Raw genomic sequence first — 21188 nt, 5'->3', positions numbered from 1 at the left:
AGTTCCAGAACCAGTCCTCGCCGGGTTCGAACGACCGCATCACCGGGTGCCCGGTCTCGCGCCAGTGCGCGGTCGCGTGCCGCGCCGGCGAATCGTCGCAACAGCCGATGTGCCCGCACGCCGCGCAGCGCCGCAGGTGGACCCACCAGCCGCCGACGGCGTCGCACTCGACGCAGCCGGTGCCGCTGGGCGGGACGGACGGATTGATTGCCGCCGGCTTCATCGTCTTCCCTTTCCGACCGTGGGTATCTGGCTCGCGTTGGCCGCGGCCGCCGACTCGGCCAGTTCCGCCAGCAGCGGTGGCACGTCCGATCGCGACACCACCGCTTCGACGAGCACGATCTTGTCGCGGTGCGCCGCCGCGGCGGTGAACGCGTCCTCGAGTTCGCCGTATGTCTCGGCGCGAAAGGCCAGATGGTCACGGACCCCGAGCGCCTTCGGCACCTCGAGCCAGTCCCACGCGACGATGTCGTTGTAGTACGCGTCGCGTCCGTGAATGGCGCGCTCCACGGTGTAGCCGTCGTTGTTGACCACCACGACCACCGGCGTCAGGCCCTCGCGGTGCAACGATCCCAGTTCCTGGATCGTCAGCTGAGCGGCCCCGTCGCCGATCAGCAAGACCGGCCGCCGGTCCGGGTGGGCCAGCCCGGCACCGAGCGTCGCGGGCAGGGTGTAGCCGATCGACGCCCACAGTGGCTGCCCGATGAACGTCACCCCACTTGGCAGCCGGTGCCCGGCCATCCCGTAAAACGACGTGCCCTGGTCGGCGAGCACGATGTTGCCCGGTGTGAGGGCGGCGGAAAGCCTGTCCCACAGGGCTTTCTGCGTCAACGGCTCGTCGCGTCCCGGCGGCGCGGACGGCAGATCCGCCGATGTCGCCGGCACGGGCTCGGACCGGATGCCGCGGCGTTCGAGGATCGACGTCAACGCCTCCAGCGCCGCGTCGATGTCCAGCGGTGCGAACACCTGTCCCGCGACCACGCTCTGGTTGGGCCCGATGTCGATGGTCCGTGCCGGGTCGATGTTCTGGCTGAAGAAACCGCTGACCATGTCCGTGAACTGCACCCCGGCGGTCACCAGCACGGGAGCCTCCTCGATGGCCTTGCGCACCCGCTCGTCGCTCGCGGCGCCGGCATAGATCCCGAGGTACGTCGGTGACGTCTCGTCGACGAGGCTCTTGCCCCACATCAGCGTCGCGTGCGGCACCACGTCGGCGGCCAGCAGCGCCTCGAGTTGGGGAACCGCCTGCAACCGGTGCACGAGCAGGTCGGCGAGCACCGTCAGCTGGTGGTCACCGATGAGTTCGGTTGCGGCGTCGATGAACAACGACAACGCGCGGGGGCTGGTGCCGCCGGTGTACCTGGCCAGTGGTGTGGCGGGCGGTTCGACGGGGAAGCGGGCCACATCGGTTGCCAGCAGCAGATAGCCCGGCAGTTTCTGCTCCCGCACCTCCGACAGCACGCGGTCGATCTCACGGGTCGCGGTGGCAGGGACCAGATTGGCTTGGGCGCAGGTGAATTCACGGGCGATGCGCAGGAAGTGCTCGAAGTCGCCGTCACCGAGGGAATGGTGCACCACCCGGCGGGCCCCTTGCGCATCCTTCGACGGGGCGCCGACGATGTGCACGACCGGCACGTGCTCGGCGTAGCTGCCGGCGACCGCGTTGGCCGCGGACAGCTCGCCGACCCCGAACGTGGTGACCAGCGCCGACATGCCGCGGAGGCGACCGTAGCCGTCGGCGGCGTAGCCCGCGTTGAGCTCGTTCGCGTTGCCGACCCACCGAACCTTGTTGTGCGCCACGACATGGTCGAGGAACTCGAGGTTGAAGTCGCCGGGCACGCCGAACACCTCGGTTACGCCCGACTCGGCCAGCCGGTCGAGCAGATAGTCGCCGACGGTGTAGGGCGACTCAGGTGGCACACCCACACCCACGACGGTACCCGCGTAAACCGGCCGAAGCGTTCCGTCGCGAAACCCGGCACCGTATGGTCGGTGACCATGGCCGTCAGCGAGTCCAGAGAAGTCGTCATCGAAGCCGCACCTGAGGAGGTCATGGACGTGATCGCCGACGTTGAGTCGCTGCCCGAGTGGTCCGACGCCCACCAGGCCTCCGAGGTGCTCGAGAGCGACGACGAGGGCCGGCCGCTTCGCGCCAGGATGAAGGTCAGGTCCGCCGGGATCACCGACGAGCAGGTCGTCTCGTACACCTGGCATGACGACGGGGTGAGCTGGACGCTGGAAAGCGCGAACCAGCAGCGCTCGCAGGATGCCCGCTACACGCTGGTTCCCGAGGGCGACAAGACGCGGGTGAAGTTCGACATCACGATCGACCCGCTGGTGCCGCTGCCCGGCTTCGTGTTGCGCAGGGCCACCAAGGGTGTGATGAACACCGCCACCGACGGATTGCGCAAGCGCGTGCTGAGCCGGAAGAGCGGTCGTTAGTCTTCCTCAGGTGACGACGAATAACGGGCCCCTGGCCGGGGTGAAGGTAATCGAACTGGGCGGGATCGGGCCCGGGCCGCACGCCGCGATGGTGCTCGCCGACCTGGGCGCCGACGTGGTGCGCGTGCGGCGGCCCAGCGGTGGGCTGGGAATGCCGCGCGAGGACCGCGACCTGATGCACCGCGGCAAGAGGGTTGTCGACCTGGACGTGAAGAACGACCCGCAAGCCCTGCTGGACCTGGTGGCCACGGCCGACGTGCTCATCGACCCGTTCCGGCCGGGCACGTGCGAACGCCTCGGCGTCGGCCCCGGCGACTGTGCCGCCGTCAACCCACGGCTGATCTTCGCCCGGATCACCGGGTGGGGCCAGGACGGTCCGCTGGCGGTCACCGCGGGCCACGACATCAACTACCTGTCCCAGACGGGCGCGCTGGGCTCGATGGGGTACCGCGACCGGCCCCCGCTGCCGCCGATGAACCTCGTCGCCGACTTCGGCGGGGGATCGATGCTGCTGCTGTTGGGCATCGTCGCGGCGCTCTACGAGCGGGAGAAGTCCGGCAGGGGCCAGGTGGTTGACGCTGCGATGGTCGACGGCGTCAGCCTGCTCGCGCAGATGCAGTGGACGATGAAGGCCGTCGGCACGCTGTCCGACGAACGGGAGTCGAGCCTGCTCGACGGCGGTGCGCCGTTCTACCGCACCTATGAGACATCCGACGGCAAGTACATGGCCGTCGGCGCGATCGAGCCGCAGTTCTTCGCGCAGCTGCTGGCGGGGCTGGGGTTGTCGGCCGACGACGTCCCCAACCAGATGGACCCCGACGGATTTCCGCAGATGCGCAAGCTCTTCACCGAGCGGTTCGCCGGTAAGACCCGCGACGAGTGGACGGAGATCTTCGCCGGCACCGACGCGTGCGTCACGCCGGTGCTGACCTGGACCGAGGCCGCCGCCGGCGAGCACCTCGCGGCGCGCTCCACGATCGTGCACCGCAACGGGTTCGACCAGGCCGCGCCGGCGCCGCGGTTCTCCCGGACGCCGCCCGGCGAAATCCAGCCGCCACCGACCGCGACCACGCCGGTTGACGAGATCGGCTGGTGATCCACGGGCAAGCGCACTAGCTTTTGGATGTGGCCGTCAGAGCCTCACGCGAAGTGCTGATCGACGCCCCACTGGAGGCGATCCTGGAGGCGCTTGCCGACGTCGCGGCGGTGCCGTCCTGGTCCCCGGTGCACAAGTCGGCCGAGGTGATCGACAGCTACGACGACGGCCGCCCGCACCACGTGAGGGTGACGGTGCGGGTCTTGGGAATCACCGACCAGGAAGTGCTCGAGTACCACTGGGGCCGGGACTGGGTGGTCTGGGATGCCGATGACACGTTTCAGCAGCACGCGCAGCACGTCGAGTACAACCTGACGCCGGAGGCCGGGGACAAGACCCGGGTGCGGTTCGACATCACCCTGGAGCCACGGGCGCCGCTGCCGGAATTCCTGATCAAGCGGGCCAAGAAGACCGTTCTCAACGCGGCGACCGAAGGCCTGCGCCGGCGCGTGCTTGGTGCCGAGTCGGCGGACCGCGCCAATCCCCGGATGCAGTAATCCGCCGCCCCGGCATCACGGCCGAAGGCGGCGGAGTGCTGGCCCGGGAAGTCGCGATCACTCTCCGTTCCAGTCCTTACCCGCGAACTTCTTCGCGAGCACGGTCGGCACCGCCACCGGTGTCGCCGGTGCCGAAGGCGGGGTGGCCTGCACGGACGTGACGCTGGCGCCGTTACTGGTCGGCGAGGTGGCGTGGGCCTCGGTGTTGCCCGCCGCGACGGTCAGGGCGCCCATCGTCAGGACGACTCCGGCGCCGAAGGTGGCGGCGTACATCTTGGTGCGGGTGATCGAGGTCATTTCTGTGCTCCGTTCTGGGATGGGGTGGTGCCCCGTGGCGATGTGGCTTCCTGCCCGATTAAATTTGTTATGTGTTGTTTTACGCTTGATCATGTGGGAACGTCAAGACCAGAAAAGTGATCTGCATCACAACTCCGCTGCACCGCGACACTCAACTGGCTGCGGCGACACGCCGGCGCAGCCCGCAGCAGCTTCAGTTTGGCGACGTGGCGGGCGGCTGATGCCCCGGAAAACCCTTACAGCGACGCCGTCTCACGCGACGACGCGCGGGTCAGCCTGCGCTGCCGCTCGGCGGTGGCCAGGTAGAACGCCCACGCGAACGCGGTGCTGGCGAACAGGACCAGCAGGAAGTACAGCCATGGCCGGCGCACTCCGCGACGGCGGCCGTCGACGATGGTCCACACCGGCAGCAGGATCAGGCTGAAAATCGTGTAGTCCTCGCTCGCCGAACCGGCGGCCGGGTTGGCGTAGCCCAGCCGGATGAATTCGGCCCAGCTGCCGTGACCCCAGAACGGGTTGTGGCCGCCGTGTGCGTACTCGCTGACGTAGCGGATGTTGAAGTAGTAGCCGATGATGACCGACGCGACCCCTGCGACGTAGTAGACGGCTTCCAGAACCGACACCTTCGGGGTCACCGGCTGGCGGAAGATCGCCGGATTCGAGGCGACGATCACGCCGATGACGGTCAGGCCCAGCACCGCGTGCACGATGAGCGACACCATGGCGTCAGCCTGACCGAGCGCCCCGAGTTTTGTCAATATTGACATCACGGCAGTGCGGTACGTTTGCCCGCATGGTCCGGCCCGCGCAGACCGCACGCAGCGAGCGCACCCGCGAGGCGCTGCGGCGGGCCGCGCTCGTCCGCTTCCTCGCCCAGGGCGTCGAGGACACGTCGGCCGAGCAGATCGCCGCCGACGCCGGGGTCTCGCTGCGGACGTTTTATCGGCACTTCACGTCCAAGCACGACCTGCTGTTCGCCGACTACGACGCCGGCCTGCACTGGTTTCGCTCCGCGCTTCAGGTGCGTTCGCCCCAGGAGTCGATCATCGAATCGGTGCAGTCGGCGATCTTCGCGTTCCCGTATGACGTTGAGGCGGTGACGAAAATCGCGGCGCTGCGGGCCCGGGAGCTCGAGCCCATGCGGATCGTGCGTCACATTCGTCAGGTCGAGGCCGATTTCGCCCACGCGGTCGCCGAACACCTCGATCGCCGGCGACAGCCCGCGACGCCCGATGAGCGCCTGCGCGTCACCGTCACCGCCCGCTGCATCGCGGCAGCGGTGTTCGGGGCGATGGAGGTCTGGATGCTCGGCGAGGACAGGTCGCTGGCCGAACTTGCGCGGCTGAGCCACGCCGCGCTGGCCTCGCTGCAGCGCGGCGGCATCGAATAGATCTGATAGCCTGTCAGTCGTTTCGTCAATATTGACAAAACTGGACGCGCCGTGTCAGCCTCGCGCGATGGCGGGTTACGACGCGATTGTCATCGGCGCGGGGCACAACGGCCTGACCGCTGCGGCGCTCTTACAGCGGGCCGGGCTGCACACCCTGTGCCTGGAAGCAAAGCTCTACGCCGGCGGAATGGCCTCGACGGTGGACCTGTTCGACGGCTACAAGTTCGAGATCGCCGGCTCCCTGCAGCTTTCGACCTCGGCGACGGTCAGCCGGGAACTCGGCCTCGACACGTTGCCCACCGTCGATCTCGACGTGATGTCGGTGTCGCTGCGCGGCGTCGGTGACGACCCGGTCGTCTACTACACCGACCCGATGAAACTGCTGACGCATCTCAATGAGGTACACGGCGCCGAAGCGGTCAACGGCATGGCCGGATTGCTGGCCTGGAGCCAGGCTCCCGCGCGGGCCCTGGGGCGATTCGACGCCGGGCAGCCGCCCAAGTCCCTCGATCAGATGTACGCGTGCGCCACCAACGAGTTCGAGCGATCGGCGATCACCGACATGCTGTTCGGTTCGGTCAGCGACGTGCTCGACAGGTACCTGCCGGACAAGGAGAAGCACGGCGCGCTGCGGGGGATGCTCGCCTTCCTCGCGGTCAACACCACATACCGCGGGCCCGAAACGCCGGGGACCGCCGCGGCGTTCGCGTTCGGGTTGGCCGTCCCCACCGAGAATGCCGTGCTGACCAAGAAGCTGCGGGGCGGCATCGGCGCGCTCACCACGCATCTTCTGGAGCTCTTCGTCTCCACCGGCGGCGAGTTGCGGCTGCGAACCAAGGTGGACGAAATCCTGGTCGCCGACGGACGGGTCGCGGGGGTCAGCATTTCCGACGGCTCGACCGTTCACGCGCCGATCGTGATCTCGGCGATCGCACCCGATCTCACCCTGACCCGGCTCGTCGACCCCAACGCGCTCGCAGCCGACGTTCGCGAGCGGTTCTCGCGCATCGACCACCGCGGCAGCTACCTGCAGATGCACTTCGCGCTGGACGGGACACCGGAATTCGCGGTGCCGTACGAACTGCTCAACGATCCGGCGATGCAGTCGACCATCGGGCTTTTCAGCACTCCCGAAGAACTGCAACAGCAGTGGGAGGATTGCCGGCGGGGGATCGTTCCCGGCGACCCGGCCGTCGGGTTGCAGATCCCGTCGGTTCACGATCCCGACCTGGCGCCGGCCGGCAAGCACGCGGCGTCCGCGTTCGCGCTGTGGTTCCCGATCGAAGGGGATCAGGCCGACTACGGCCGCATGAAGGCCGAAATGGCGCAACGCGTCATCGACAAGATCACCCGGGTGGCACCGAACTTCGAGCGTCTCATCACAAAGCACACGACCTTCACGCCGCGGCACATGAGCACGATGTTCGGGGCGCCGGGCGGCGACTACTGCCACGGGCTGCTGCATCCCGACCAGATCGGCATCAACCGGCCCGGGCCCAGGGGATTCGTCGACCAGCCGATCGGCATCGACGGGTTGTACCTGGCCAGCGCGGGCTGCTACGGCGGACCCGGCATCACGTTCATCCCCGGCTACAACGCCGCCCGTGAGGCACTCGGGGACGGGTCAGCGACGTAGCACTTCGAGGCGGCGAAGGGCCTCGTCCAGGACATCGTCGCGCTTGCAGAAAGCGAAGCGCACCAGGTGATTCCACGTGGCGGCGTGCTCGCCGCCCGGCTCGCAGAACGCCGACATCGGGATCGCCGCGACCCCGGCCTTGGCCGGCAGCTCCGCGCAGAACGCGGTGCTGTCGTCATAGCCCAGCGGCCGCGGGTCGGCGCACAGGAAATACGTTCCGCCGCTGTGGTGCACGTCGAAGCCCAGCCGCGCCAGCCCGTCGGCCAGCCGGTCGCGTTTTGCCTGCAGCGACTCGCGCAGCGCCGCCACCCACTCCTCCTCGGTGCCCAGCGCCAGCGCCACCGCGGGCTGGAACGGCGCCCCGCCGACATAGCTGAGGAATTGTTTGGCGGCGCGCACTCCGGCGATCAGTTCGGCATTCCCGCAGGCCCATCCGATCTTCCAGCCGGTGCAGTTGAACATCTTGGCCGCGCTGGAGATGGTGACGGTGCGGTCGGCCATCCCAGGGTAGGTGGCCAGCGGGATGTGGCGCGCGCCGTCGAACACCAGGTGCTCGTACACCTCGTCGGTGATCACGAGAAGGTCGGCGTCGACCGCGATCCCGGCGATCGCGGTCAGCTCGGCGTCGCCGAGCACCATGCCGGTCGGGTTGTGCGGCGAGTTCACGATCAGCGCGGCGGTTTTCGGTGTCACCGCCCGCCGCAGCGCGTCGGTGTCGAGGACGAACCCGCCCGCCTCCGCGGAAAGTGGCACCGACGTGCGCTCGGCGCCGGCCATCGCGATCACCGGGGCATAGGAGTCGTAGTACGGCTCGACCAGCAGCACTTCGGCACCGGGCTCGACCAGACCGATCACCGCGGCGGCGATCGCCTCCGTGGCGCCCACGGTGACCAGCACTTCGGTTTCCGGGTCGTAGTCGACGCCGAAGTGCCGCAGCCGGTGGGCGGCGATCGCCTCGCGCAGCGGCGCGATGCCGGGCCCGGGCGGGTACTGGTTCACGCCGTCGGCGATCGCTTGCTGCGCGGCCCGCAGCATCGCGGGCGGCCCGTCCTCGTCGGGGAAGCCCTGCCCCAGGTTGACCGCGCCGATCCTGGCGGCCAACGCCGACATCTCGGCGAACACCGTGGTCGTGAAGGGCTTCAGCCGCGAAACCGTCATAGCCGTTCCAGCGTAGGCGGCATCCCCGGCCAACCGCCTACAATGGCGGCGACGCTCCCCGGCAACCTGGGTTCCGGTGGCCGCTCGAGCAAACCGGCGGCGTCGGAGCTGCGCCGGCCCATGTTCCGGTTCCGCCACCGGTCGAAAAGGTATCGATGACAGCAGCACGAGTACAGCCCAACCGCGGCGACATGCAGGAAGCTCGGCGCATCGTGGATGCGGTGTCGGACGCCTTCACCGCCAAGGTGGTGGGGCAGGCAAACCTTCGCGAGTCGCTGCTGATCGGGCTGCTCGCCGGGGGACACATCCTGCTCGAGAGCGTTCCCGGCCTGGCTAAGACCACCGCGGCCCGCGTGATCGCCGAGTCGATCCGCGGCGGTTTCCAGCGCATCCAGTGCACCCCCGATTTGCTGCCCAGCGACATCATCGGGACCCAGGTGTACGAAGCCCAGACGCATTCGTTCGCCACTCAACTGGGTCCCGTCCACACCAACATCCTGTTGCTCGACGAGATCAACCGGTCCAGCGCCAAGACCCAGAGCGCGATGCTGGAGGCGATGGAGGAGCGCCAGACCACCGTCGCCGGCCGGGTGCATCCGATTCCGGAACCCTTCCTGGTGATCGCCACCCAGAATCCGGTCGACCAGGAGGGCACCTATCCGCTCTCGGAGGCCCAGACCGACCGCTTCATGCTCAAGGAGATCCTGCACTACCCCTCCGCCCGGGAGGAGGTGGAGGTGATGGCCCGCATCGACGCGGGGGTGTACGACAAGAACCGCCGCGGCTATCCGGTGGTGGGCCTCGAGGACGTGCGGCGGCTGCAGCTGCTCGTCCGCGGCGTGCACATGGACCCCGCGCTGATGCAGTACGCAAGTGAGCTGGTCGCCGCGACGCGCAGCCCGCATCAGGCCCTGCCCGCGCAGCTGGCCCGGCTCATCGAGTACGGCGCCAGCCCGCGCGCCACGATCGCGTTCTGCAGATCCGCCCGCGCCCTGGCGGTGTTGTCCGGCCGCGGCCACGTCATTCCCGACGACATCCGCAAGCTGGCCCACCGGGTGCTACGCCACCGGCTGATCCTCGGCTTCGAAGCAGCGACCGCGAAGGTCACGACCGACGCGGTGGTCGACGCCGTGCTGCAGGCGGTCCGGGTGCCCTGAGGCGGTCGTGGGTAAGCACCTCAACCGGGCCAAGACCTACTTCGGCACCGAGACGCGCGGACTGTTGGAGGGCGGCCGCTACGCGCTGCTGCACACCCGCACGCTCGATTTCGACGAGCTGAGGCCGTACGTACCCGGCGACGACGTTCGCGACATCGACTGGAAGGCGTCGGCTCGCTCCGGCACGGTGCTGATCAAACGGTTCGTCACCGAGAAGCACCACAAGGTCCTGCTGGTGGCCGACGCCGGGCGCAACATGTCGGCGCTGGCGCCGGGCGGAGAAGTCAAACGCGACGTCGCGGTCGCCGTGATGGGCGCCATCGGGCTGATCACGCTGGGCCGCTCCGACCAGATCGGCATGGTCTACGGCGATTCCCGCGGGTCGGTCAACATCCGCAACCGGCGCGGGGAAAGCCACATCGAAAGCCTGCTGGACCGCTTCTACCGCCACACCCTCTCGCGCCCCGGTGCCAGCGATATCGTCGCTCAATTGGCTTATGCCGCAACCGGGCACCGACAACGCATGCTCATTGTCGTGGTCTCCGACGAGCCCGACGTCGACCGTCGCCTCGAAGCCGCGCTCCAGCAGCTGTCGGGGCGCCACGACGTGATGTGGGCGATGGTTTCGGACACCCCGGCCGTCGGCTCCGGCGAGGGTGAACTGGACGGCTACGACGTGAGCACCGGCAGATTCGTGCTCGGCGGCGCGACCCTCGACAAGCGCGTCGTCGCCGCGTATCGCCGTGCCGAACAGGCTCGTGCCCGGCGACTCGACGCCTTGCTGACGTCCCATGCGGTGCCGTACACGAAGATCCGCGCCAGCAGTGAGATCCGCACCAGAATCGTTGAGATGACGGAGGTTTTCAGCCGTGCCGGGTGACCTGCTCCGCTACCTCGGCGGCCCGGACCCCTACTCGTGGTGGTGGCTTGTCGCCGGGGTGGCGGTTGCGGTGGCGGTCGTCGTCTGGTGCGCGGGCGTTGTGGTCTGGACCATGCCGCCGCAGCGATTGCGGCGGATCCCGTTGGTTCGGACCCTCCATGGCCGGCTGGTCCGGCGCAAGTTCGCCGGCTCCATCCGCGCGGCCCGCGAGGGCTACCGGGCCGGTGAGCTGTCGGCGGCGCAGTCCGCCGCGGTGATGAGACGCACCCTGCGCAGCTTCCTTGCCGTGACGACCGGTGCGCGCGCGCACTACCTGCACGTCACCGAGATGCAGGACAGCGACCTGGCATCGGTCGCGCCGGTGTTGTGTGCTCTCGACGACGCCCGGTTCAACACCGGCTCCCGCGTCGACGTCAACGGCGTTGGCCAAGAGGCCGAGGAGTTGATCCGGTCGTGGAGTTGACATGGTGGCCGGTTGCGCTGGCTGGATTGGTTTGTCTGGCAATCGGTGTCGCCCTGGCCGCATTGTTGCCGATGGGCAGCCTCCGCCGTCGCCTGCGTCCGCTCGCGCACGTCGACCGGCTCACCCGATTGCCGGAATACGTCCGCGCTGTGCGCCTTCAGTTCCTCTCGATGCTGTTGATGGTCGTGCTGCTGGTGATTCTCTTTCTGCAGGCGCTGCTGACGAGCTCCCGCCCGGCCGGGCTTCGCAGCTTCGATGCGGCGCATCCCGAAGACATCATGCTGTGCGTCGGCGCACCGGTCACCGACCCGGCCACCGCCGGGTTGCTGAACTACTTCTCCCGGCGCACCGTCAACTTCGACACCCAGCGGATCGGGTTGACGTCGCCGAGCCTGCGGGTGGTCCCGCTGACCCGCGACTACCAGTATGCGGCCGACGAGTTCAGCCGCTACGCCAAGCTCGCTGCGCTGCAGCAGGACGTCGACGCCGACAACGAGGGCCGGCTCGCCGAGTTGCGGACCGGGGTCGGCGAGTTCTCCCGACCGCTGGACTATGTCGACTACGCACGCAGCACGGCCGATGTTCTCGCGCTGTGCCTGGCCGGCTTCCCGCCCAACGAGGACGGGAACAATCATCGGCGGTCGTTGATTTATCTCGGCCCCAACGAAATTCGTCAACCCGATGAGCAACGCCCGTCGCTGTTCTCGGCTCAGCAGGTCGGCGACATGGCCGCGGCGGCCGGCGTCCAGGTCAACGTGGTGACCCAGGCCTACGCCCCCGACCTTCACGCGATTGCCGCCGATACCGGCGGCAGATTCGAGACATATGACGCCGCGGGTCCCGGCGTCGGTGCCGCGCTCGACGAGATCCGCGCCGCTCCGCCGAGGGCCGTCGTCACCGGGGCGGACCGCCCGGTGGACGCTCCGGATGTGCCGCTGATCGGCGGCATCGTGGTTTCCGTGCTGTTGTGCATATCGCTGGCGGTGCTGCGGCGGTGAGCTTCCAACCCGTTCTTCCCGCGGTGGTCTTGATCGGCGTCGCGGTCGCGCTGACCGCGATCCGGGCGGTGACCCTGCGGGAGGCGCTCAGGCACGTCGGTTCCAGACGCTACGTCCGCGTGCTGCGCTGGACCGGGCTGACCGCGGCCGTGCTGCTCCTGGTGATCGCCGCCGCACGGCCCGGTCTCGGGGCCGCCGAGGCCCGGCCGGTGCCGGCGACATCCGCCGGCGGCTCGGATGCCAACGTGTTCCTCGTCGTCGACCGGTCGGTCGATTCGCGTGTCGGGGACTTCGGTGCCGACACGTCCCGGATGGCCGGCATCCGCACCGACATCGCCGCGCTCGTCGACCGATACCCGCGTGCCCGATTCGCGCTGATCTCGTTCTCGTCGCGGGCGTCGTTGGATTGGCCCTTGTCGAACGACGTGTGGAGCCTCCGGGCGATGGTCGCGGGGCTGCAGGCGTACACCTCCGATTCACCGGACGCGACGTATCAAGTCGACGCCGCCGCCGCGAGCGACGTCCTGCGCTACAAGCTGCAGCAGGCCCAGTTCCAGTTCCCCCGGTCCCAGAGCCTGGTGTTTTATCTCGGTGAGGGAGCCGGCGGCTCACGGGCGCCGCAAGCCGGCTTCGATCTCGGATCCGCCAAGGTGGCCGGCGGAGCCGTGCTCGGCTACGGAACACCGGCAGGGGGGCCGATCCCACAGGCGGTCCTCAACGGTGAGGTGGTCTATGCGGCCGATGCGCAGACCGGCGGTGCCCTGAACTCGGCGATCAACGAACCGGCGCTGAAAGCGATCGCCGCTCAACTCGGGGTGCCGTACATCCACCGGGAAAACGCCCAGGGCCTCGCGCCGATGATCACCGGAGTCGACGCCGGCGGGACCGTCCCGTCGGCCACCGCCCCGGCGGCCACCGCCCCGGGTGGAGCCGTCGAACTGTATTGGGTGTTCTCCCTCGCCGCGGCGGCCCTGATCCTGATCGAGATCTGCCTGACGATTCGGCAGTTCCGCTCCAGTCGTGTGGTGGAGCCGTGAGGCGCCGGCTGCGGCGACGCTTGCTGTTGCTCTCCGCGCCGATGGTCATCGTCGCGTTGTTGGTCGCCTGCAAGATGATTTCGGTCGTGGTCGCCGGCAACGCGGCGGTGTCCGACTTCGGCCGCCACGACGTCGGCGCGCTGCGCGACGACATTTCGGCCACGTCTTTTCTCAATGTCATCGCGCCTGACAACGCGGCGTTCGCGAAGGGTGATCTGGCCGCGCTGGACGGCACGTTGAGCGAGGCGGATTCGCGTTTCGGCGACTTGTTGTCGCACACCGAGGCGTCCCGATCCTGCCCGGTGCGCGTCAACGCGGAGCTTGTGCGGGAGACGCAGGGCGATCTCGCCGTCCGCGACGGGAAGCCGGACCAGGCCGAACAGCGCTACCTGGCCGCGCTCGCGTTGGTCAGGGACGCTCCGGTGGGTTGCTTCGATCAGAACAACGACCCCGACCCGGCCCGCCGCGCGATCAGGAACGACGCCGCGGGCCGGCTGGCGGACAAGATCCGTGCCCTGCACGCGCCGCCGCCGGCCCCGCAGCCTGTTGCACCCCCACCACCTCCTCCGCCGCCACCATCCGCGGCGGTTGGCCCTGAGATCAACCCCGACAAGCTCCCGGGCAGCGGGCCGGCTCCCGAGCTCCGGCTCGATCCCGGCGCCGGGAATCCGCTGGACCGGCTGCAGGAAGCTTTGGCGAATTCCGACTCGGCAGGGCAGCCCGGCGAGTAAAATGTCGGCGCCCAACCAACAGGTTGGTTTGTGGTCCTGTTAGGCTGGCGTACCGCCAGACAAAACGGACCAAGAGGGAAATGTCATGTCCGAAGAAGCTTTTATCTACGAGGCGATCCGCACACCCCGCGGCAAGCAGAAGAACGGCTCACTGCACGAGGTCAAGCCGATCAACCTCGTCACCGGCCTGATCGACGAACTCCGTCGCCGCTACCCCGATCTCGACGAAACCCTGATCAGCGACGTCATCCTCGGCGTGGTCTCGCCGGTCGGCGATCAGGGCGGCGACATCGCGCGCACCGCGGTGCTGGCCGCGGGCCTGCCCGATACGACCGGCGGCGTGCAGCTCAACCGGTTCTGCGCGTCCGGCCTGGAGGCCGTCAACACCGCCGCGCAGAAGGTGCGCTCCGGCTGGGACGACCTGGTGCTCGCCGGCGGCGTCGAGTCGATGTCCCGGGTGCCGATGGGCTCCGACGGCGGCGCGTGGGCGACCGACCCGGAAACCAACTACGCGATCGGGTTCGTCCCGCAGGGCATCGGGGCCGACCTGATCGCCACGATCGAGGGCTTTTCCCGCGAGGACGTCGACGCCTACGCGCTGCGGTCGCAGCAGAACGCGGCCGCGGCCTGGTCGGGCGGCTACTTCGCGAAATCGGTCGTGCCCGTTCGAGACCAGAACGGCCTGGTGATCCTCGACCACGACGAGCACATGCGGCCCGACACCACGATGGAAGGCCTGGCCAAGCTCAAGACCGCGTTCGACGGCATCGGCGAGATGGGCGGATTCGACGACGTGGCGCTGCAGAAGTACCACTGGGTCGAGAAGATCAACCACGTCCACACGGGCGGCAACAGTTCCGGCATCGTCGACGGCGCCGCGCTGGTGCTCGTCGGCAGTGAAAGAGCGGGGACGTCGCAGGGGTTGACCCCGCGGGCGCGGGTTGTGGCCACCGCCACCAGCGGTTCCGACCCGGTCATCATGCTGACCGGGCCCACCCCCGCCACCCGCAAGGTGCTGGATCGGGCGGGTCTGACCGTCGACGATATCGACCTGTTCGAGCTGAACGAGGCGTTCGCCTCGGTGGTGCTGAAGTTCCAGAAGGACCTCGACATCCCCGACGAGAAGCTCAACGTCAACGGCGGCGCGATCGCGATGGGCCATCCGTTGGGCGCCACCGGCGCGATGATCACCGGCACGATGGTCGACGAGCTCGAGCGGCGCAACGCCCGGCGCGCGCTGGTCACGCTCTGCATCGGCGGCGGCATGGGTGTGGCGACCATCATCGAGCGAGTCTGAGAAAGAGATCCAATGGCAGAGAACACGATCAAGTGGGACAAAGACGCCGACGGCATCGTCACGCTGACGCTGGACGACCCGACCGGGTCGGCCAACGTGATGAACGAGCACTACATCGAGTCGATGGGCGAGGCGGTGCAACGCCTTGCCGCCGAGAAGGATTCGATCACCGGTGTGGTGATCACCAGCGCGAAGAACACCTTCTTCGCCGGCGGTGACCTGAAGAGCATGATCAACCTCGGTCCCGAAAACGCCGGGGAGGCCTTCGATCTTGTCGAGCGGGTGAAGAAGGATCTGCGCACGCTTGAGACGCTGGGCAAGCCGGTGGTCGCCGCCATCAACGGCGCCGCCCTCGGCGGGGGCCTGGAGATCGCGCTGGCGTGTCACCACCGCATCGCGGCCGACGTCAAGGGTCTGGTTGTCGGATTCCCCGAGGTCACGTTGGGTCTGCTGCCCGGCGGCGGCGGTGTCACCCGCACCGTGCGGATGTTCGGCATCCAGAACGCCTTCATGAATGTGCTGAGCCAGGGCACCCGATTCAAGCCGGCGCAGGGCATCCAGATCGGCCTGATCGACGAGGTGGTGCCGACCGTCGGGGAACTCGTGCCGGCCGCCAAGGCGTGGATTAAGGCCAACCCGGACGCGCACACCCAGCCGTGGGACGCCAAGGGTTACAAGATGCCCGGTGGCACCCCGAGTTCGCCGGGGTTGGCCTCGATCCTGCCGTCGTTCCCGGCGCTGCTGAAAAAGCAGCTCAAGGGTGCGCCGATGCCGGCACCGCGGGCCATTCTGGACGCCGCCGTCGAGGGCGCCCAGGTGGACTTCGACACCGCGAGCCGCATCGAGAGCCGCTACTTCACCGAGCTGGTCACCGGCCAGGTGGCCAAGAACATGATCCAGGCGTTCTTCTTCGACCTGCAGCACATCACCTCCGGCGGCTCGCGCCCGCAGGGCTACGAGAAGACGACGTTCAAGAAGGTTGCCGTGCTCGGCGCCGGCATGATGGGCGCCGCGATCGCGTACGTCTGCGCGAAGGCCGGCATCGAGGTGGTGCTCAAGGACGTCAGCGCCGAAGCGGCCGACAAGGGTAGGAAGTATGCCGAAAACCTTGAGGCCAAAGCGCTTTCGAGGGGCAAGACGACGCAGGAGCGTTCCGACGCGCTGCTTGCGCGCATCCACCCGACCGCCGAAGCGGCCGACGCGGCCGGTGCGGATCTGGTGATCGAGGCGGTGTTCGAGTCCGTCGAGCTCAAGCACAAGGTGTTCGCCGAGATCGAGCCGGTGGTGGCGCCCGACGCGCTGCTGGGCAGCAACACCTCCACGCTGCCGATCACCGAGCTGGCCACTGGTGTGCAGCGGGTCGAGGATTTCATTGGCCTGCACTTCTTCTCGCCGGTGGACAAGATGCCGCTGCTGGAGATCATCCGCGGCGAGAAGACGTCGGACGCCGCGCTGGCCAAGGCGATCGACCTGGCCATGCAGATCGGCAAGACGCCGATCGTCGTCAACGACAGCCGCGGCTTCTACACCTCGCGGGTGATCGGCACGTTCATCAACGAGGCGATCGCGATGCTGGGCGAGGGCGTGGAGCCGGCCAGCATCGAGCATGCCGGCAGCCAGGCCGGCTACCCGGCGCCGCCGCTGCAGCTGTCCGACGAGCTCAACATGGAGCTGATGGCGAAGATCGCCAAGGCCACTCGCCAGGGCGTGGAGGCCGCGGGCGGCACCTACGTGCCTCACCCCGCCGAGGAGGTCGTCAACAAGATGATCGAACTCGGCCGGCCGGGCAAGTTGAGCGGCAAGGGTTTCTACGAGTACGTCGACGGCAGGCGCACCCGGCTCTGGCCCGGGTTGCGGGAGACGTTCAAGTCGGGTGCCTCACAGCCGCCGCTGCAGGACATGATCGACCGGATGCTGTTCGCGGAGGCGCTGGAGACCCAGAAGTGCCTCGACGAGGGTGTGCTGACGTCGACCGCCGACGCGAACATCGGCTCGATCATGGGCATCGGGTTCCCGCCGTGGACGGGTGGCACGGCCCAGTACATCGTCGGCTACCCCGGTGGCAAGCAGGGCTTCGTGTCCCGCGCCCGCGAGCTCGCCGCCAAGTACGGCGACCGTTTCAACCCACCGGAGTCGCTGACCTCCTGATCGGAGATGGGCGCGTAACCGGAGGCCGCGGGTATGGTCACCGGCATGGAGCGGCGCATCCTCGAAGCGGTCATCTACGAGCGCGAACCGCCGATTGCGCGGATCGTCCTCAACCGCGCCGACAAGGCCAACACCAAGGACTCGCAGCTGGTGCGGGAAGTCGACGATTGTCTGCACGAGGCCGACCGCGACGGCGACATCAAGGTCGTGATCCTCAAGGCCAACGGCAACGGCTTCTGCGGCGGGCACGTGGCGCGCTGGGGTCCCGACGAGAACCCCTATCCGGAGTTCGGCACCACGTTCGAGGAGCTCTACAAGGGCACCGCCGACCTGTTCCTGTGGCCGACGCTGTACCTGTGGGAGTTCCCGAAGCCGACGATCTCCCAGATCCATGGCTACTGCGTGGGGGGCGGGATCTATCTGGGCCTGTTGACGGACTTCTGCGTCGCGTCCGACGATGCGTATTTCCAGATGCCGCTCGCGCAGAGCCTCGGCGAGCCCGGCGGGCACACCATGATCGAGCCGTGGTTGTTGATGAACTGGCACCGCACCATGGACTGGCTCCTGCTGGCGCCGACGCTCAGCGCACAGGAAGCGCTCGACTGGGGACTTCTCAACAGGGTCGTCCCGCGAGACGACCTCGAGGATGTCGTCGAGGAGATGGCGCGCAGGATCGCCCAGATCCCGTTGACCACGTTGCTGGCGGTGAAGAACAACGTCAAGCGGGCCTGGGAATTGATGGGAATGCGCGTTCACCTGCAGGTCAGCCACATCCTGACCAACCTGGTCGGCGCGGCGTCCGATGTCCGGGCACGGCGGGCGGAGCTGATGCAGTCGGGTTTGAAGCCACGCGATTTCGTCGGTCGCGACGAACCCGCGGACTCCGACGGCTAGTCGGTTCGGCGGCTCATCTCGCCGGCGACCTTCCGGCCCGCGGCGTGGCGGGCCGCCACGTAGCCGAACACCATCGAGCTTGCGATGCTCGCGCCGGCGCCCGGATACGTTCGGCCCATCACCGTGGCGGTGGTGTTGCCGGTCGCGTAGAGACCGTCGATCACCCGGTCGTGCTCGTCGAGGACCTGTGCGTGCTCGTTGGTGACCACACCGCCACACGTTCCGACGTCGGCCGGGTAGATCCTGGTTGCGTAGTACGGCGCACGGTCGAGCGGCCCGACCGAGGCGTTCGGCCGATGACCGGGATCACCCAGGCAGTCGTTGTAGGCCGACTGGCCGCGCCCGAAGTCGGGGTCCAGGCCCTTGACCGCGAACTGGTTGAAGCGCCGGACCGTGCTCGCCAGCACGTCGGCCGGAAGGTCGATCTGCCGTGCGAGGTCGCCGATGGTGTCGCCGCGTTTGACGCCGCCCCCTCCGATCAGGTCGGCGGGCAGGCCACGCCGCAGCGGGTTGGTGCCCGCCACGTACCTGCGCACGTAGCCTTCGTCGAAGATCATCCAGCACGGCACCGCCTTGTTGGCGTACATCGCCTTGCCGACCTCGACGTAGGAATTCGACTCGTTGCAGAACCGCCGGCCGGCCGAGTCGACGTAGATGGCCCCCGGTCGCTGCCGCCCCACGCCGAGTGACGCGGCGGCGGTGCCGCCGCCGGCGATGAAAACTGACGGCAGCCACCAGGCCTCGTCCAACAGGTCGGTTTTCGCGCCGAGGCGCATCGCGGTCTGCAGCACCTCGCCCGTGTCTCCGGAGTTCGCGATCGACCACTGCGCCTCATTGGGCTGGTCGCCGCTGTAACGGCGCCGCATGTCCGCGTTGTGGCCGAAGCCACCGGCGGCGAGCAGGACTCCCTTTCGTGCCTCGACGCAAAGCGGTGCGCCGTCGCGGACGATGCGCGCGCCCACGATGCGGCCATCCTCGACGATGAGGTCCTCCATCGCGGCATTGGTCCACAGGGCGGGCTCGCCGTCGCCGAGGTCGATCAGCGCCTTGAGCATCTGAGCGATGAGTGATGCACCGTTGGTGAGGACCTGACGGCGCCGGATCCGCGCCGCCGCCGTGCGCAGGAACACCCGCGACGCCACGGCGAACGCCCGCGGCGCACGGTTGAAATACTGCACCGAGCGCAACTCGTTCGTCTTCACCACGAACCCGTAGTTCCTGGCCAGCGGCGGCTGGACCCGCTCGCTCCAGCTCCCCAACCCGGCGGCGTCGAACGGGATTCCTTCGACGGCGCGGCCGGCCTCGTTGCCGCCCTTGCGATTCGGGTAGTAGTCGCTCCAGCCCGCGCAGCGTTGGAGCCGAACACCCTTGCGGAGCAGGAAGTTGATCATCTCGTAGCCCGCGGTGAGGAACATCTCGCGCCGCTCCGGTGACGACGGTGCGCCGACGTCGCCGACGACGTCGGCAAGGTAGGCAAGACCGTCCTCGTGCGAGTCCGCTATGCCCTCGGCCCGCATCAACGGGTTGTTGGGTATCCACACGATTCCGCCGGAGAGCCCCGTCGACCCGCCGACCAGGGGTTGCTTCTCGACGACCAACGGTTCGAGTCCGGAGTCGAGCGCCGCGAGCGCCGCGACCATTCCGCCTCCGCCGCTTCCCGCGATCAGCAGGTCGACGGACTTGTCCCACCCGCCGGTCACCGGGCCTCCGGCGTGACGCGCTCGCTGAGTCCGAGGTCGGCGACGGGCACGTCGATGGTGGTGTTGGTCTTCTGGATCGCCGGCACCAGCGTGTCGTGGGGCAAGCCGGCGAGGAAGCCGTCGACGACGCGTTCGAAGTTCGAGATCAGTCCTTCGATCTGGTTCGACAGCCGCATGTACTCGAATCCCCTGGAGTGCAGCCCCTTCTGCTGTCGCGGCAGGTTGGAGAAGTCTTGTGCGGGGATGGGTGGCCAGCGCGGGTCGTCCGGCGCCATCGGCTGTGGCGGCGTGGGCTTTCCCGGGGCACGGTCCGGCGGAAAACGGGTCAGCGACCAGATCTCGAACAGTGTCTCCTCGGGGCCGAGCGGACGGATCCGGTACGAGGAGGCGCTGCTGAACGTGGGCAGCAGGAAATAGTGCGGGAAGCAGAACCCGATCGCGTCGGTGATGCCGCGACGATCCAGGTCGTTGAGGTCGGGCATGTCGCAGCCGCGGGCCCGGTGCCAGCCGGCGATCGCGTCGTTGAGGGTGGCGCGCCACGCGGCCGTGGCGGCGCCCGGATCGGCCGGCAGCTCGATGTTCTGCAGGCCCTCGGCGATGCGGATGTCGTTCTCGTGGGTCATGCCGCCCATCCCCTCGCCGAGCGTCCGCATGAAGTACAGGCTTGCCTGGATGACGTCCCGTGCCGCGGACGAGCCCCCGCGCGACGGCAGCAGCTGCGGATGGGTCTGCGGGACGTGGTAGCCCTCCATGAATGCCGCCGTCGCCAGCTTCCAGTTCACCGGAAGCAGACACGACTGCCACCACTCGGTGCGCAGCGACTCCACCTTCCATGCGTCGTAGACCGACGCGAACGGCTCGATGCACTCGCGCAACGCGGGAGCGCCGTCATCCAGGTTGATCCACGCGCACCCGCCCCACAGCTCGCACCTCACGGAGACCAGACGAAGGTCGTCCGGGCAGAGGTTGTGCTCGGCGAACACCTCGGGGCGCGCGACGAAGGTGTTGCCTCCGTCGATGCCCCAACACCACCCGTGGAACGGGCACACGAAGCTGCGCCGGGATCCGCTGCCCTCCACGAGCTTTACCCCGCGGTGGCGGCATGCGTTGTGGTACGCGCGAACGTTGTCGGCGTCGAGTCGCACGACGACGATCGACTGGTCGAGGATCTCGTACTCCACGAAGTCGCCGGGCTTCGGGATCTCCTCGAGCCGGCATGCCATCTGCCACACGCGTGGCCAGAACAGCTCGGTCTCCAGCGCGTAGAACTCCGGGCTGAAGTACCGCTGCTTCGGGATCCGGTCCGGAGTGTCCACCGCCCACGGCACCGGTGAACTCATGTCGCCAACCTCTCTCAATTCACCCGA

Annotated in this window: 21 protein-coding genes; 14 read left to right on the top strand and 7 right to left on the bottom strand. The window is 68.3% G+C overall.

Annotation, left to right across the window (positions count from 1 at the left end; genetic code table 11):
- Positions 1 to 223 (bottom strand): UBP-type zinc finger domain-containing protein (locus tag VKG81_RS15550; protein WP_324397414.1); only part of this gene is annotated, 223 nt, incomplete at its 3' end.
- A complete protein-coding gene (locus VKG81_RS15545) occupies positions 220 to 1932 on the bottom strand; it encodes an alpha-keto acid decarboxylase family protein (RefSeq protein ID WP_414685292.1) in 1713 nt (570 codons plus the stop codon). The genes VKG81_RS15545 and VKG81_RS15550, both read right to left, overlap by 4 nt.
- Positions 1933 to 1998: 66 nt before the next feature.
- Between VKG81_RS15545 and VKG81_RS15540 the strand changes: the two genes are divergently transcribed.
- Genes VKG81_RS15540 through VKG81_RS15530 form a run of 3 tightly spaced genes read left to right on the top strand, consistent with a single transcriptional unit; the run spans position 1999 to position 4035 of the window.
- Entirely contained in the window at positions 1999 to 2442 is a 444-nt protein-coding gene (locus VKG81_RS15540; RefSeq protein ID WP_324397421.1) for an SRPBCC family protein, read from the top strand.
- A gap of 10 nt (positions 2443 to 2452) precedes the next feature.
- On the top strand, positions 2453 to 3538 hold the full coding sequence (locus VKG81_RS15535) for a CaiB/BaiF CoA-transferase family protein (RefSeq protein ID WP_324397410.1): 1086 nt from the start codon (positions 2453 to 2455) through the stop codon (positions 3536 to 3538).
- A 29-nt stretch (positions 3539 to 3567) separates the two neighbouring features.
- Positions 3568 to 4035, top strand: a complete 468-nt coding sequence (locus VKG81_RS15530; protein ID WP_324397408.1) for an SRPBCC family protein — start codon at positions 3568 to 3570, stop codon at positions 4033 to 4035.
- A 57-nt stretch (positions 4036 to 4092) separates the two neighbouring features.
- Here VKG81_RS15530 and VKG81_RS15525 read toward each other — a convergent pair whose 3' ends face one another.
- Together VKG81_RS15525 and VKG81_RS15520 are read right to left on the bottom strand one after the other, a co-directional pair.
- Complete coding sequence (locus VKG81_RS15525) at positions 4093 to 4332, bottom strand: hypothetical protein (RefSeq protein WP_324397406.1); 240 nt, start codon at positions 4330 to 4332, stop codon at positions 4093 to 4095.
- 236 nt (positions 4333 to 4568) lie between these two features.
- Complete coding sequence (locus VKG81_RS15520) at positions 4569 to 5054, bottom strand: DUF2834 domain-containing protein (RefSeq protein ID WP_324397404.1); 486 nt, start codon at positions 5052 to 5054, stop codon at positions 4569 to 4571.
- A gap of 71 nt (positions 5055 to 5125) precedes the next feature.
- Between VKG81_RS15520 and VKG81_RS15515 the strand changes: the two genes are divergently transcribed.
- Both VKG81_RS15515 and VKG81_RS15510 read left to right on the top strand, forming a co-directional pair.
- Positions 5126 to 5722 (top strand): TetR/AcrR family transcriptional regulator, encoded by a 597-nt coding sequence (locus tag VKG81_RS15515; RefSeq protein WP_324397401.1) that lies wholly within the window; start codon positions 5126 to 5128, stop codon positions 5720 to 5722.
- Between the two features lie 67 nt (positions 5723 to 5789).
- A complete protein-coding gene (locus VKG81_RS15510) occupies positions 5790 to 7358 on the top strand; it encodes an NAD(P)/FAD-dependent oxidoreductase (RefSeq protein WP_324397399.1) in 1569 nt (522 codons plus the stop codon).
- Here VKG81_RS15510 and VKG81_RS15505 read toward each other — a convergent pair.
- Positions 7347 to 8516, bottom strand: coding sequence for a pyridoxal phosphate-dependent aminotransferase (locus tag VKG81_RS15505; protein ID WP_324397398.1), 1170 nt, complete (start codon positions 8514 to 8516; stop codon positions 7347 to 7349). The two genes, VKG81_RS15510 and VKG81_RS15505, sit on opposite strands and share 12 nt — an antisense overlap.
- A gap of 155 nt (positions 8517 to 8671) precedes the next feature.
- Between VKG81_RS15505 and VKG81_RS15500 the strand changes: the two genes are divergently transcribed.
- The 9 genes from VKG81_RS15500 (at position 8672) to VKG81_RS15460 (ending at position 18121) form a co-directional block, all read left to right on the top strand.
- A complete protein-coding gene (locus tag VKG81_RS15500; RefSeq protein WP_324397396.1) occupies positions 8672 to 9673 on the top strand; it encodes a MoxR family ATPase in 1002 nt (333 codons plus the stop codon).
- Positions 9674 to 9680: 7 nt separating this feature from the next.
- Complete coding sequence (locus tag VKG81_RS15495; RefSeq protein WP_324397394.1) at positions 9681 to 10553, top strand: DUF58 domain-containing protein; 873 nt, start codon at positions 9681 to 9683, stop codon at positions 10551 to 10553.
- Positions 10543 to 11016 (top strand): hypothetical protein, encoded by a 474-nt coding sequence (locus tag VKG81_RS15490; protein WP_324397392.1) that lies wholly within the window; start codon positions 10543 to 10545, stop codon positions 11014 to 11016. The genes VKG81_RS15495 and VKG81_RS15490 overlap by 11 nt, the downstream gene beginning before the upstream one ends.
- Positions 11007 to 12014, top strand: a complete 1008-nt coding sequence (locus VKG81_RS15485; protein ID WP_324397390.1) for a hypothetical protein — start codon at positions 11007 to 11009, stop codon at positions 12012 to 12014. The genes VKG81_RS15490 and VKG81_RS15485 overlap by 10 nt, the downstream gene beginning before the upstream one ends.
- Positions 12011 to 13051: a VWA domain-containing protein gene (locus VKG81_RS15480; RefSeq protein WP_324397388.1), complete on the top strand. Its 1041-nt coding sequence runs from the start codon at positions 12011 to 12013 to the stop codon at positions 13049 to 13051. Before VKG81_RS15485 ends, VKG81_RS15480 begins: the two co-directional genes overlap by 4 nt.
- Positions 13048 to 13782: a hypothetical protein gene (locus tag VKG81_RS15475; protein WP_324397386.1), complete on the top strand. Its 735-nt coding sequence runs from the start codon at positions 13048 to 13050 to the stop codon at positions 13780 to 13782. The genes VKG81_RS15480 and VKG81_RS15475 overlap by 4 nt, the downstream gene beginning before the upstream one ends.
- An 85-nt stretch (positions 13783 to 13867) precedes the next feature.
- Positions 13868 to 15079: an acetyl-CoA C-acetyltransferase gene (locus VKG81_RS15470; RefSeq protein ID WP_324397384.1), complete on the top strand. Its 1212-nt coding sequence runs from the start codon at positions 13868 to 13870 to the stop codon at positions 15077 to 15079.
- A 12-nt stretch (positions 15080 to 15091) separates the two neighbouring features.
- Positions 15092 to 17227 carry a 3-hydroxyacyl-CoA dehydrogenase NAD-binding domain-containing protein gene (locus VKG81_RS15465; RefSeq protein ID WP_324397382.1) on the top strand — a complete coding sequence of 712 codons (2136 nt, stop codon included), beginning with the start codon at positions 15092 to 15094 and terminating at the stop codon, positions 17225 to 17227.
- Positions 17228 to 17272: 45 nt separating this feature from the next.
- Positions 17273 to 18121: an enoyl-CoA hydratase-related protein gene (locus VKG81_RS15460; protein WP_324397380.1), complete on the top strand. Its 849-nt coding sequence runs from the start codon at positions 17273 to 17275 to the stop codon at positions 18119 to 18121.
- Here the strand turns inward: VKG81_RS15460 and VKG81_RS15455 are convergent.
- Together VKG81_RS15455 and VKG81_RS15450 are read right to left on the bottom strand one after the other, a co-directional pair.
- Positions 18118 to 19821: an FAD-binding protein gene (locus VKG81_RS15455; protein WP_324397378.1), complete on the bottom strand. Its 1704-nt coding sequence runs from the start codon at positions 19819 to 19821 to the stop codon at positions 18118 to 18120. The genes VKG81_RS15460 and VKG81_RS15455 overlap by 4 nt on opposite strands.
- Entirely contained in the window at positions 19818 to 21161 is a 1344-nt protein-coding gene (locus VKG81_RS15450; RefSeq protein ID WP_324397377.1) for an aromatic ring-hydroxylating dioxygenase subunit alpha, read from the bottom strand. Before VKG81_RS15450 ends, VKG81_RS15455 begins: the two co-directional genes overlap by 4 nt.
- Between the last annotated feature and the right edge of the window lie 27 nt (positions 21162 to 21188).

Source organism: Mycobacterium sp. (assembly GCF_035314905.1).
Taxonomy (GTDB): domain Bacteria; phylum Actinomycetota; class Actinomycetes; order Mycobacteriales; family Mycobacteriaceae; genus Mycobacterium.
Note: the sequence above shows the minus strand (reverse complement) of the source record. Positions and strands in the feature narration are given on the sequence as shown.